Here is a 13,316-nt window from a genome sequence, read left to right as displayed (position 1 = left end):
CTCAGAACGCACAGGGGCAACAACTATGACGACGAGCTCAATCAAATCGCTGCAGATCGGGATGCACTGGTTTCCCGAGCGCGCCGGCGGCCTCGACCGCATGTACTACTCGCTGGTCGGCGCGCTGCCGGGCGCGGGCGTCGCGGTGCGCGGCGTAGTGGCAGGCTCGCCCAAGGTGGCCGCGGACACTGGCGGCGCGATCAACGGCTTCGGCCCGGCCGCGCAATCGCTGCCGTTGCGGCTGATGGCGGCACGCCGCGCGCTGCGCCACGAAATCAGCACGGCGCGTCCCGACGTGATTTCGTCGCATTTCGCGCTGTACACCTTCCCGGGCCTCGACGTGACGCGCGGGATCCCGCAGGTGTCGCATTTCCAGGGGCCGTGGGCCGACGAGAGCCACGTGGAAGGCGCCGATTCGCTCGGCCAGCGCGCCAAGCGTTATCTGGAGCAGTCGGTGTATGCGCGCTCGTCGCGGCTGATCGTGTTGTCCGAAGCGTTCGGCAAGATTCTCACCTCGCGCTACCGTATCGCGCCGGAGCGCGTGCGCGTGGTGCCGGGCTGCGTGGACGTCGAGCAGTTCAATCTGCCGATCACACCGGCCGAGGCACGGCTGAAGCTGCAGTTGCCGCAAGACCGGCCGATCGTGCTGGCGGTGCGGCGCCTGGTGCGCCGCATGGGTCTCGAGGATCTGATCGACGCGGTGAAGCTGCTCAAGCGCCGCGAACCCGACGTGCTGCTGCTGATCGCGGGCAAAGGCCGGCTCGAAGGCGAGTTGCAGGCGCGTATCACCGAGGCGGGCCTCGAAAACAACGTCAAGCTGCTGGGCTTCGTGCCGGATCAGCACCTGGCGGCGCTCTATCGCGCGGCGAATATCAGCGTGGTGCCGACGGTCGCGCTAGAGGGCTTCGGCCTGATCACGGTCGAATCGCTGGCCTCGGGCACGCCCGTACTGGTGACGCCGGTGGGCGGCTTGCCGGAAGCGGTGGCAGGCTTGTCGCCGAATCTGGTGCTGCCGGCGACCGGCGCTCAGGCGATCGCGGAAGGCCTGGCAGGTGCGTTGAACGGCTCACTGAAGTTGCCGGATGCGGATGCATGCCGTCGCTACGCGCGCGATAACTTCGACAATTCGGTCATCGCGAGGCGCGTGGCGTCGGTGTATAGCGAGGCGATTACGGCGGGTGGGGTGCACTGAAGGCGCTGACGCTGCTCAGAGTGAACGCGGCGCATGGCTCGCCGCATTCACTCTCGCAAGCGGCAAAAAACTAACGCCGCCTGGCGGCGTAAACGCAGACGAGGCCTGAATCATTGCGATCAGGCCTCGTCTGCTTTTGCATCGGGTGAAATGTCGGCGGTGGGTGTGCGGCGGCCGCTCGTGCGGCCGCCATCCCGCTTAGAACGTTTCGTGATGCTGATTGCGGCCGAGATCCGCATGAACCATCATGTGGCACAGCTGTTCGAGCGTGGTCTCCGGCTTCCAGCCGAGCTTCTCGTGGGCCTTGTCGGCGCAGCCGATCAGCAGATCGACTTCCGCCGGACGGTAGAACCTGGGGTTCACGCGCACCAGCGTCTTGCCGGTCGCGACGTCGATGCCGACTTCGCGCTCGTCCTTGCCCGACCATTCGATCTGATAGTCCGCGGCGGCGAACGCCATGCGCACGAAGTCGCGTACCGTCTCGGTGCGGTTGGTGGCGAGCACATAAGTGTCGGGTTCGTCGGCTTGCAGCATGCGCCACATGCCTTCCACGTATTCGAGCGCGAAGCCCCAGTCGCGCTTCGCGCTGAGGTTGCCGAGTTCCAGCACGTCCTGTTTGCCGAGCTTGATCTTCGCGACGGTGTCGGTGATCTTGCGCGTGACGAATTCGCGGCCACGCAGCGGCGATTCGTGATTGAACAGAATCCCGCTGCTCGCAAACAGGTTGTACGACTCGCGATAGTTGATGGTCGTCCAGTGCGCGAACAGCTTGGCGACGCCATACGGGCTGCGCGGGTAGAACGGCGTGTCCTCGCGTTGCGGCACCGCTTGCACGAGGCCGAACATTTCCGAGGTCGACGCCTGGTAGTAACGGGTCTTCGGATTCAGGATGCGGATGCCTTCGAGCAGATTCAACGCGCCGATGCCGGTCACTTCGGCGGTCGTCACCGGCTGGTCGAACGACACGCCCACGAAGCTCTGCGCGGCGAGGTTGTACAACTCGTCGGCGTGCGCGCCTTCGAGCAGACGCAGCGTCGAGCCGAGATCGGTCAGGTCGTGTTCGACAAGGCGCAGATTCGGATGATCGAGCACGCCGAGCTCACGAATGCGCCAGAAGTTGACCGAGCTGGTGCGCCGGTAGGTGCCGGTCACGTGGTAGCCCTTGTCGAGCAGCAGTTTGGTCAGATAGGCGCCGTCCTGTCCGGATACGCCGGTGATGATCGCTTTGCGTGGTTGGCTCATAGCTTGCCTTCGATATTGGTAAAAGAGAAAGAGAAGAAGCATCCGCGCCATGACGGCGCATTTCATCGGCACATTTCATCGGCACATTCAGAAGCGCATTTCAGAAGCACGTTCCAAACGCGGGCTTTGGGACGCAAACCCGGAAACGCACTTGAAAAAACGCTTCAGGACGTACCGTCCAGCAGTTGCCGCACCAGCGGATCGACGATACGAAAATCCTGTTCGGCCTTGAGCCGGTACAAGCCCGGCTTCGGATGCGCGCCGTCGGACATCAGCGTCTTCCAGTCGGGCAGGCCGCAGATGTAGGCGAACTGGTCGACGAGCGGCACCTGCTGTTCCGCGGCGACCCGGCGCGTCATCGCGACCATCGCGGCGAGCCGCGCATTGAGCCGGTTGTCGGGCATCGGATTCGAGGTCTGCAGAACCGGCCGCTTGCCGAGCGCGCGAGCGGTTTTCACGAGCGTCGTTTCGGCCTCGTAGAACTGCTCGGGCGTCTGGTTCTGCATCACTTCGTTGATGCCGTAGTTGATCAGCACAATCTGCGCGCGCGAAGCCGCGAGCCGCTCCTGCCACGGCAAACCCGCCGTGCGGTCGAGGCGGCCGCGCTGCGTGCCGTCGCGCAACTGGGTGGCCGTCGTGCCGCCCACGCCATAGTTCATGACCTGCACCCGCTCGCCGTGCGTGGCCTGCAACGCATCTTGCAGATACATGACGGCGTTTTGCGCCTGCGGCCCGCAGTGGCCGCCGCTGCATGAAATGCCGAGCGTGGTCGAATCGCCGTAAGCTTCAATCAGCACCTGCGCTTGCGGCGTCTGGATCTTTTCAGCCGTTTGCACTGCGCCGGCGCTGGCGGCGCGCGCGTCGAATGCAAGCCAAGCCACCGCCGAAGCGGCGGCCCACAAGCTTGCCGCGAGCCACGTGCGGCGCCTCATGCGCGGCTTTGCGGCGCTTGCCGCGCGGCCCCGCTGATACCCGTGGCCCCGCTGACATCCGCGGCGCTGGCCGGCGCGTGGCCCTTGCCCGCCGAGCCGAAGATCAAACGCCGTTCGAACGCGAACCACGTGAGGCTGGCGTAGGCGAGGGTGATCGCCAGCGCCAGCGCCGCGGTCAGATATCGGTTCAGATGCAGCGGCCACAGCGTGTACAGCACGCTCAGGTGAATCAGGTAAATCGTGTAGCTGATGGTGCCGATATAGACCAGCACGGGATTGCACAGCAGCCGTTTGACGATGCCCTTGCTTTGCAGGGCGATGATCACAACGGAAGTACAAAGCACCAGCGAAATGCTGTAGAGCCCGGCATTCGAGAGCGGCGTATTCGCCGCGCGAAACCGCGGATAGTGCAGGTGCAGCCACGCGAGCACGGCCAGCGCGGCGAAAAAGCCGAGCACCGCGAACCCTTTGAACGGTTCCAGCACATCGCGATCGCGCCGCACGGCGACCGCGAGCAGCGCGCCGGCCGAGAGCAGGTCCATGCGAAACGGCGTCAGATAGTAGATCGGCCAGAACGAGTCGAACCAGGGCGTGGCGACGGCGCGCAGCACCGGCACCGCGAAGATCAACGCGGCCGCCACGTAGCCGAGCACGCGCTCGGGCACGAGCAGGATCACGAACGGCCAGAAAATATAGAACTGCTCTTCGACGGCCAGCGACCACAACACATTCAGGCTGTCGTGACCACTCTGATTGAGCGCGTCGCCGATATTGGTGGCGAAAAACGCGTACCACTGCCAGTGCTGCGCCCAGCCAAACCCGAACAGAATCGACGACACCACCATCAGCAACAGATACGGCGGCAGGATGCGCCGCGCCCGGCGTGCGTAGAAATAACCGAAATACGACTGCTGGCGCGCCTTACGTTCGAGCAGGATGCCGGTGATCAAAAAGCCGCTCAGGACGAAAAACAGATCGACGCCCATCCACAGCGGCGCTTTCAGCGCGTGCTGCGCGAACACCGCAAGCACGGCGATGGCGCGCAAGCCGTCGAGCTGCACGATGCGGCGTGAGTGGGAAGGCGCTGAGGGCGATGCGCTAGCTGTCATGAACCGTCCATGGTGTGAAGCGGATGGGCCGGGCGAAGGATCGGGCCAGGGTTCGCGCGGTCAGGCGGACGAACGGGCGCGGTCGCTTCGCGTCGCAACGGAAGTGCATTCGATTCTAGGGAAAAGAAATTGATGAAAAAACGGGAATGAAATAGATAAATGAATCAGATTGCAACAGGGTGTTTCGTTGCTCATTCCAGATGAATTTTTGTGCTTGCATCGAGACGGCGGGGGCATCCGCAAAGAGCGTGCAAAGAGCGGGTAAAGAGCGGGTAAGAAGTGCGGCACGCATGCGGCTTCATCGGTAAAGATGGGCTGACAGGGTGCGGCTGCGAGCGTCTTTGCCGAGTCCATTGCGCTTTAATCGATTTTTAAATCGATTTCTTTCACTACGGTTAAAGCGGCGAATATTTTTGAATTATTTTCGATTTTCGTCGCGCTGTTTTTTCCGCGTAATGTGAGCCGTGCGGATTGGGCGGCCAAGGACGGCGCGTGGGTCGCGCGCTCAGCGTGTGCCCAGGTTTTCGTGGTCCTGTCTTTATCCATGGTTCAAAGCCGGGTCATGCACGGGTTGCGGCTCGCGCAAACCGGTTTCACCGTTCTTACGCCGCTTCTTCGTTCCTTAGCTCATCTCATTCGATTGTTTCCATGCTGGCGCGGGCCTTTTTCCTGACCGCGGCACGGCCCTGACTGGAGGAAATACTTTGTCCCGTTTCACGTTCAAGACCTCCTCGATCGCTGTGCTCGTCGGTGTGGCCGGATTGACGGCGGCATCGATCAGCTTCACGGCATCTGCGGAAACCGTGTTGAACGCGAAGACTTCCTGGATCGGCAATAGCTTCGGTTTCGGCGACGGCACATGGGCGCAGATCAACATTACCGCGATCGCGGTTGCGCCGGACGGCAAGGTCTATACGAACGCACCGTGGGACGAAAGCGGCGCCGAAGCCAGCGTCTACCAGAACGGCAAGATGCTTGGCTTCGCGGGCGGCACGCATGGCTGGGGCAACGGCGGCGGCAACGCGATCGCGGTGAATCGCCGCTACGCGTTCGTCGCGATCGCGGTCGGCAACGAAAAGGGGCATCTGGTCGAGCAGGGCGTGTGGCCGGAGAAGGGCAAACAATGGTTCGGCATTTCGCGTCGCCAGATTGCCGATCCGAAGCACGCGGCGCCGTTCCAGCCGGCCGCCAAAAACGCCGATCCGCATGCGCAACTGGCCGCCGGCTTCCTGATGATGAACGAGGTGCCGACCGGCACCAGCGCCGAAATCGGCGGCCTCGCGGCGAACGACACCACGCTGTACGCGGCCAATACCGCGCGCGATCGCATTGAGGTCTACGACGCCGAATCGATGCAGCAGAAAACCACCTGGAGCGTGCATGAGCCGGGGCGCATCGCGCTCGCCCCCGATGGCACGCTGTGGGTGCTGAGCGGCACGCGCAACGACAGGACACCGCACGTCGAGCACTACGCCGCCGACGGCAAGCGCATCGACGAGACTGTCGCGCTGCCCGCCGACACGGTCGCGGTGGATATCGCCGTGGATGCGCAAGGCCGCGTGCTGATTGCCGATAACGGCCCGCGCCAGCAGGTGCTGTTCTTCGGCAAGAGCAACGGCCGTTATGCGGAGTCGGGCACGCTCGGCGAGCGCGGCGGCATTTTCAGCGGTGTGCCCGGCAAGCCGGGGCCGCAGCGCTTCAACGGCCTGACCGGCATCGGCGTGGATGCGCGCGGCAACGTCTACCTATCGACCAACGGCATCGGTCCGCGCTACGAGCCGATCGGCGCGGGCCTCGGCGCGACGCTCGAAAGCTATGCGCCGGACGGCAAACAGAACTGGCAGGTGCAAGGTCTCCTGTTCGTCGACGGCGCGTGGATCGACCCGTCGCGGCCCGACAGTGTCTACAGCGGCAACAAGCGCTTCGAACTCGATCTGTCGAAGCCCGCCGGACAGGACTGGAAATACGCGGGCTTTCTGTCGAACCGTTTCAAGTATCCCGACGATCCCGTCTTTCACGTCGATCAATATCCCGGCTTGCCGATGGCCCGCAAGCTCAAGGGCCGCACGTTCCTGTACCTGACGGACATGTACGCGGACCATCTGAAGATCTATCGCTTCGACCCGCAGCGCGACGGCGAAACCGCAATTCCATCGGGTTTCATCGCCGGGCGTGAACGCGCGGTCGCCAGGGTGCCGAATGCGCCGCCCGGCGGCGACTGGATCTGGCGCGATACGAACGGCGACGGCAAGTTCAACAGCGACGAATTCACCCTCAACACCAGCGGCACGAAGCTCGCGGGCGGCTGGGGCTGGTGGGTCGACAGCGCCGGCGACATCTGGCACACGCGCGATTCGAAGGGCATCTACCGCTTCCGCTTCGGCGGACTCGACGCGAAGGGCAATCCGGTCTACGCGTACTCGAACATGACGCAGTACCCGGTGCCGCAACCGTTCACCGAACTGCATCGCGCGATCTACGAACCCGACACCGACACGATGTACGTGGCCGGCTATACGCCCGACACGCCGGCCGATCACGGCTTCTGGAAGGAAGTGGGCCGCGTGCTGGTGCGCTACGACAAATGGTCGAGCGGCAATCCGGTGCAGCGCTATTCGATCACGCTGCCCTGGCAGACGAGCAAACCCATTGCGACGATCATCGGCCTGACCGTCGAAGGGCAATACCTCTTCGGCGTCGAGCCGGTCGGCGCGGTGCACGTGTGGGACAAGGACAGCGGCAAGGAGCTCGGCGTGATCCGGCCGGGTCCCGAAGTGGGCCGCGCGTCCGGCTGGGTCGATGTGCCCAACGGCATCAGCGCCGCGAAGCGCAGCAATGGCGAGTACCTCGTGTTCGTCGAGGAAGACGCGCGCGGCAAAGTGATGATGTACCGCTGGAAGCCGTCATGAAACGCACGTCGTGACAGCTTTTTTCGCGCTTTCCCGCAATACAGGACATTACCAGGCATCACCAGGCAATAACCCGGCAATAACCCGGCCTCACCAGGCCAACGTAGTCAAACCCAGGGCATCCGATGGACAAAGGCATTCTCAAGAATGTAGCGATCAATTTCTTCGGCCTCGTGCTGCCGACTTTCGTTTCGCTCGTGACCGTGCCGTCGTATATCAAGCTGCTCGGCGTCGAGCGCTACGGCGTGATCAGTCTCGTGTGGACCTTGATCGGCTACTTCGGGATTCTCGATCTCGGCATGAGCATGGCCGCGCAGAATCACATCTCGAAGGCGCGAGCCTCCGGCGACAAGGATGAGAGCGCGCGCGTGTTCTGGAGCGCGACGTGGCTCAATCTCGCGACCGGCGTGATCGGCGGCCTGGTCATCTATTTCGGCGCGTTCCTGTACACCGCGTATTTCACCAAGGTGTCGCCCGAGTTGCAGCACGAAGTCTATATGGCGCTGCCGTGGCTCGCGGTGGCGATTCCGATTGCGAATGTGTCGTGGGTATTCGCCGGTGCGATCAACGGCGCGGAACGCTTCGGCGTCTACAACACCAACCAGACGATCGGCACCTTCCTGTTCCAGTTGCTGCCGCTCGGCGCCGCATGGTGGATGGGCGCGACCCTGCAGAACGTGCTGGCCGCGGCGGTGTTCGCGCGCATTCTCGCCGCGGCGCTGTTGGGCCGCTCCGCGTTGCAGGTGCTGGAAATTCGCCGCATCCTGCCGCCGCAACTCGGCGTGGCCAAGGGCCTCTTCAACTTCGGCGGCTGGATGCTGATCGCGAGCGTCACCAACATGATCGCCGAATCGCTCGACCGCGTGATGCTCGGCACGAGTCTCGGCGCGCGTTTCGTCACGTATTACACGGTGCCGCAGAACCTCGTGACGCGTTTGAACATCGTGCCGACCGCACTGGTGCGCACGCTGTTTCCCAGGCTTTCCGCCGTGGGCCGCGCCGATGCCGACACCATCACGCAGCAGTCGCTCGAATTTCTCAATGGCGTGTTCACGCCGGTCGCGCTCGTCGCGATGCTGGTGCTGGAGCCGTTCCTGCATCTGTGGGTGGGCAATGAAATCGCCACCGTGGCCGCGCCCGTGGGCCGGATCATGATCGTCGCCGTGTGGCTCGTCGGGCAGGCCAACGTGACGCGGATTCTGATCCAGTCGCAGGTCAATCCGGCCACTGCCGCGCGCGTCGGCCTGTTCGAATTGCCCTTGTTTGCAGGCGCATTGTGGCTCGGCATCACCCATTTCGGCCTGACCGGCGCGGCGATGGCCGTGGCCGGCCGCGCGCTGTTCGATTACGCGGTGCTGCTGCGCCTGTCGGCGATTCGTGCCCGGCAGATCGCGCTCGACATGCTCGCGCATCTCGCTTTCCTGCTGGCGAGCCTGTGGCTCGCCGGTTTCCTGCCGAGTCTCGCTTTGGCGATCGTCGCCGGTGTGTTGATGGTGGGCGCGAATCTCGCCTGGTCCATCACGATGACGCCCGCCTTACGCGATCTTGCGCGTTCACTGCTGTTGCGACTGAATCCGAGGAAAAGCGCATGAACCACGAAGTCCTTGACGAAGCCGTGCTGCAACCCGCGACGCGCAGCGCTCTGGCTGAACTCACTACCGTTCCCGGCGTTCAGGCGCCGCCGCGCCGCGCGGCGCGCGCCGGCAAGACAGTGCGCGTCGCGATCGTGCACGACTGGCTCGTCACCTATGCGGGCGCGGAGAAGGTGCTCGAGCAGATCGTCGCGTGCTTTCCGGACGCGGACCTGTTCAGCCTCGTCGATTTTCTCGACGACCGCAGTTTCCTGCGCGGCAAGCCGGTCACGACCTCGTTCATCCAGAAGCTGCCGCGCGCGCGCACCAAGTACCGCGCCTATCTGCCGTTGATGCCGCTCGCGATCGAGCAGCTCGACGTGTCGGCGTACGACGTGGTGATTTCGAGCAGCCACGCGGTCGCCAAAGGGATTCTCACCGGTCCCGACCAGGTGCATATCAGCTACGTGCATTCGCCGATCCGCTATGCGTGGGATTTGCAGCATCAGTACCTGCAACAGTCGAAGCTGACCGGCGGCCCGAAGTCGGCGATGGCGCGGCTGATTCTTCACTACATCCGCAACTGGGATATCCGCACGTCGAATTCGGTGGATGGCTTCGTCGCCAACTCCGAGTTCATCGCGCGGCGTATCAAGAAGGTCTATCAGCGCGATTCGACAGTGATCTTTCCGCCGGTCGACGTCGAGGCTTTTTCGCTCTGCACGGAGAAGGACGATTTTTATCTGACCGCCTCGCGGATGGTGCCGTACAAGAAAATCGATCTGATCGTCGAAGCCTTCGCGCGGATGCCCGAGCGCAAGCTGGTGGTGATCGGCGACGGTCCCGACATGCAGAAGATCCGCGCGAAGGCGGCGCCGAATGTCGAGATCATGGGCTATCAGCCGTTCAAGGTGTTGAAGGACCGGATGAGCCGCGCCAGGGCCTTCGTGTTCGCGGCCGAAGAAGACTTCGGCATCTCGGTGGTCGAGGCGCAGGCTTGCGGTACGCCGGTGATCGCCTACGGCAAGGGCGGGGCGCTCGAAACCGTGCGCGATCTGTCCAACGCACGGCCCACGGGCATGTTCTTCGACGAGCAGAGCGCCGAGTCGATCATCGCCGCGGTTGAGCGTTTCGATACCGACGCGAAGCATTTTTCGCCGGCGGATTGCCGGGCCAATGCCGAGCAGTTTTCGGCCGCGCATTTCCGCGAACGTTTCTTCGAGCATGTGCGGGCTTCGGCGCCGGCGTTGCGCTCGGCGACATTGCCGCCGTACGTCCCGTATAAAACGGACCCGGCCGTCACGGCGCCGCGCGTGCTGGCCGTCGATCAGAGCGGTGTGCTCGGCGGCGCCGAGCTGTCCTTGCTGGAAATCGTCAAGGCATTGCGTGCGCGCATCGAAGTCGTGCTGTTCGACGACGGCCCGTTCCGCACCGCGCTGGCCAAAACCGGCGTGAGCGTCAACGTGCTGGACGCGGGCGCCTTGCGCCACGTCCGCAAGCAAGGCGGTTCATTGCCGAAGGGGCAGGCGCTCAAGAGCCTGATTTCGCTCGTGCGCGCGACCGCGAAACGCGCGCGCGACGCCGAGGTGATCTACGCGAACACGCAGCGCGCGATGGTGATCGGCGCGATTGCCGGCAAGCTGGCGCGGCGGCCGGTGGTGTGGCATCTGCGCGATATCGTCAGCCCCGAGCATTTCGGCGGCAAGCAGCTGGCGATCATCAAGTGGTGCGCGCGCTTCGGCCTCACGCATGTGATCGCCAATTCGGCGGCTTCGGCGCGTGCGTTCACCGACCTGACGCGCTTCGACGAAAAGCGTATCGATGTGGTGTTCAACGGCATTTCCGCGGCGCCGTTCGACGCGTTGCACACAGTCCCGCAGGCGGTGCTGCGTAAGCGCCTCAGCTTGCCGCAGGACGCGTTTCTGGTCGGCTCGTTCAGCCGCCTCGCGCGCTGGAAGGGGCAGCACGTGCTGCTCGAGGCGATGGTGCTGAATCCGCAGATGCATGCGGTGCTGGTCGGTGCGCCGCTGTTCGGCGAAGACGCCTACGAGATCGAATTGCACGCTTTCGTCGCCGCGCACAACCTGGGCGACCGGGTGCATTTCCTCGGCTTCCAGCACGATATTCCGGCCTGCATGTGCGCGGTCGACGCGGTGGTTCATACGTCGATTACGCCGGAGCCGTTCGGCCGCGTGATCGTCGAAGGGATGCTGGCGCAGCGGCCGGTGGTGGCGGCACGCGCGGGCGGCGTGCTGGAGATCATCGACGACTACGAGAATGGCCTGCTGTGCACCCCTGGCGATGCGCACGGTCTGGCCGATACGCTGGCTGAGTTGCGCTCGAACGACGAACTGCGCGGCAGGCTGGTCAAGAACGGTTATCAGACGGCGCTGAGCCGGTTTGGGACCTCGGCCTATGTGGAAGGTGTCGAGCGGATTCTGAGGCGCGTGGCGGGGTGCTAAAGCGGTTTAACGTCGGGGTAGGCAGGGGCTGGCCGGCTCCTGTCGTTTGCGCAGCGGAGCGAAAGTCTTGACGACCTTCGCTCCGTTTTTTTGGGCGCGCTTCTTTTTAATCTTCAAGCCTGTTTCAACGCGGCTTTGGGTTTGAAACTCGCCGACCACTTCATCGCCGGCAATTCGACCAGCCGATAGAACACGTAAGCGACCGGCACGGCCACCAGCATGTAGCCGAACGACGGCCAGATCGACATTTGCAGCGACGAGCGGAACAGCAGCGACGACAGCAGCACGAAGATCGGCAGATGGATCAGGTACAGCGAGAAGCTGAAATCGCCGAAACGCGACAGCAGGCGCAATCCGGCCGAGTCGGCCTTGCCGGCCCGGGGGCGTTCCAACGCCTTGTACAGGTAGAACGCGAAGCCGAGCGCCCAGAGCTGAAACGCGCCGTATTGGCCATAACGGAACGCCACGCAGCCGAGCGCGACGAACGCCGCGGCGAGCACGTAGAGCCAGACGGACGAACGGGCATCCGGCGCGGTGCGGGCCTTCGCGTCGGCGATCCATGCGCCGAGCGTCCACGAAAACCAGTACGACGGGAAGAACTGGATATCGTGGCGTTCGAGCACATAGGCGGACACCACGTTGATCACGGCGACGATCGCCAGCACGGAGGTCATGCCCAGACGCCGGCGCAGCGCGAACAGCAGCGGATAGATCGCGTAGAACTGTACTTCGAGGGAGAGCGTCCACAGCGCGCCGTTCGATCCGTAGGTCTTGCCGGCCACGCCTTGCAGCGAAAACAGGTTGACGAGGAACGCGTGCAGGCCGATTTCGCGGATCTTGTGATTGACTGGCGGTAGTTGCAGGCTGACCCAGTCGAGCGCGAAGGTCAGCGCCAGCGCGGCGAGCAACACCGGATAAATACGCGCGAAACGGCGCACCCAGAAATTGCCGGCATCGAGCCGGTAATCGGAATTTTTTGCAAGGCGCAGCGCGCCGCTGCGATGAATGCAGTAGCCGCTGATCACGAAGAAAATCGGCACGCCGGCGGAACCCCAGGCGATCGGGAACGTCAGGTACGCGGCGATCGCATTCAGATTCAGTGCATGGCCGACGCTCTGATGGAAAGCCTGCATGCCGACCCATTCGACCTGGCGGCAGTGGAAATACGCGACCAGCAGCGCGGCAAAGCCCCGCATGGCGTCGATGACATGTTCCTTACCGGCGCTGTCCGCGCGTGCTTCGCTGCGGGCGCGCGGCGGCGTCGCGGGGCGCGGCGGGGAGAGGGGCAGGGATGAGCCGGCGGCATCCAGTGCTGAGTCGCTCATGCGCGGTCCTTAATCTGACGGAGGAAAAAGCTTATTTACGGGCACGCCATGCGCGCCCGCGGTGCATGACATCGTAGTGCACCGCGGAGGCAAAAAAATCGATAAAAAATTGCGTAATGGTTCGAATTAAATGTCAGGGTTGTGACGAATTGTAATTGCGCATAACTATGTGCTACGACGAATTATTTGCCGATTTTGTTGTGCTAATTTAAGCCACGGATTCTCTGACCAGGGGTGAAGTCATGAACCTGCATTTACTCGCCGGCATTGCCGTGCTGTTGATCCTCGTCGCCGCCTCCGCGTACCGGGAGGCGCTACGCAACGAGCCTATTCGCCGTTTTCGCATCAACCCGGGCAAGCTGCCGCAACTCGAAGAAAACGAGTAAGCGGCTTGGCGCGCTCACTTCCGTTCGCGTCCGGCCCCGCTCTATCAGATTTGGCGGCCGGCGATCCGGGGCTGGATCGCCGGCCGCCGGATCGCCGGCCGCCGGATCGCCAGGCCGCGAATACGTAAAATTTTCAGCATTCTCGTCATAATTCGATTTCGATACGTAATTGTTTCCTGATTTTTGTC

At 63.4% G+C, this 13,316-nt stretch carries 11 protein-coding genes; 5 read left to right on the top strand and 6 right to left on the bottom strand.

Features of this window, described 5'->3' with window-relative positions; all coding sequences use genetic code 11:
- Positions 1-25: 25 nt before the first annotated feature.
- Positions 26-1,192 (top strand): glycosyltransferase family 4 protein, encoded by a 1,167-nt coding sequence (locus AC07WT_RS09325; protein WP_492593645.1) that lies wholly within the window; start codon positions 26-28, stop codon positions 1,190-1,192.
- Between the two features lie 198 nt (positions 1,193-1,390).
- Here the strand turns inward: AC07WT_RS09325 and gmd are convergent, their stop codons facing one another.
- The 5 genes from gmd to AC07WT_RS09300 form a co-directional block, all read right to left on the bottom strand.
- Positions 1,391-2,434 (bottom strand): GDP-mannose 4,6-dehydratase, encoded by a 1,044-nt coding sequence (gene gmd, locus AC07WT_RS09320; protein ID WP_494946851.1) that lies wholly within the window; start codon positions 2,432-2,434, stop codon positions 1,391-1,393.
- Between the two features lie 164 nt (positions 2,435-2,598).
- Positions 2,599-3,366: an SGNH/GDSL hydrolase family protein gene (locus AC07WT_RS09315; protein ID WP_494946850.1), complete on the bottom strand. Its 768-nt coding sequence runs from the start codon at positions 3,364-3,366 to the stop codon at positions 2,599-2,601.
- Positions 3,363-4,475, bottom strand: coding sequence for an acyltransferase family protein (locus AC07WT_RS09310; RefSeq protein WP_494946849.1), 1,113 nt, complete (start codon positions 4,473-4,475; stop codon positions 3,363-3,365). Before AC07WT_RS09310 ends, AC07WT_RS09315 begins: the two co-directional genes overlap by 4 nt.
- A 115-nt stretch (positions 4,476-4,590) precedes the next feature.
- Positions 4,591-4,767 (bottom strand): hypothetical protein, encoded by a 177-nt coding sequence (locus AC07WT_RS09305; RefSeq protein ID WP_494946848.1) that lies wholly within the window; start codon positions 4,765-4,767, stop codon positions 4,591-4,593.
- 68 nt (positions 4,768-4,835) lie between these two features.
- A complete protein-coding gene (locus AC07WT_RS09300) occupies positions 4,836-5,021 on the bottom strand; it encodes a hypothetical protein (protein WP_494946847.1) in 186 nt (61 codons plus the stop codon).
- Between the two features lie 158 nt (positions 5,022-5,179).
- Here AC07WT_RS09300 and AC07WT_RS09295 point away from each other — a divergent pair, with 158 nt between their 5' ends.
- From AC07WT_RS09295 to AC07WT_RS09285, 3 genes are all read left to right on the top strand, one after another.
- Positions 5,180-7,384 carry an NHL repeat-containing protein gene (locus AC07WT_RS09295; RefSeq protein WP_494946846.1) on the top strand — a complete coding sequence of 735 codons (2,205 nt, stop codon included), beginning with the start codon at positions 5,180-5,182 and terminating at the stop codon, positions 7,382-7,384.
- Positions 7,385-7,509: 125 nt separating this feature from the next.
- Positions 7,510-8,976, top strand: a complete 1,467-nt coding sequence (locus AC07WT_RS09290) for a flippase (RefSeq protein WP_494946845.1) — start codon at positions 7,510-7,512, stop codon at positions 8,974-8,976.
- Positions 8,973-11,417, top strand: a complete 2,445-nt coding sequence (locus AC07WT_RS09285) for a glycosyltransferase family 4 protein (protein WP_494946844.1) — start codon at positions 8,973-8,975, stop codon at positions 11,415-11,417. The genes AC07WT_RS09290 and AC07WT_RS09285 overlap by 4 nt, the downstream gene beginning before the upstream one ends.
- A gap of 113 nt (positions 11,418-11,530) precedes the next feature.
- On the opposite strand, the gene AC07WT_RS09280 is transcribed toward AC07WT_RS09285, so the two are convergent.
- Positions 11,531-12,742: an acyltransferase family protein gene (locus AC07WT_RS09280; RefSeq protein WP_494946843.1), complete on the bottom strand. Its 1,212-nt coding sequence runs from the start codon at positions 12,740-12,742 to the stop codon at positions 11,531-11,533.
- Between the two features lie 242 nt (positions 12,743-12,984).
- Here AC07WT_RS09280 and AC07WT_RS09275 point away from each other — a divergent pair, with 242 nt between their 5' ends.
- Entirely contained in the window at positions 12,985-13,128 is a 144-nt protein-coding gene (locus tag AC07WT_RS09275) for a hypothetical protein (protein ID WP_165848068.1), read from the top strand.
- Positions 13,129-13,316: the final 188 nt, after the last annotated feature.

Source organism: Paraburkholderia sp. GW821-FHT02A12, assembly GCF_059422005.1.
The sequence above is the reverse complement of the archived record's forward strand: the minus strand, read 5'-3'. Positions and strand labels throughout refer to the sequence as shown.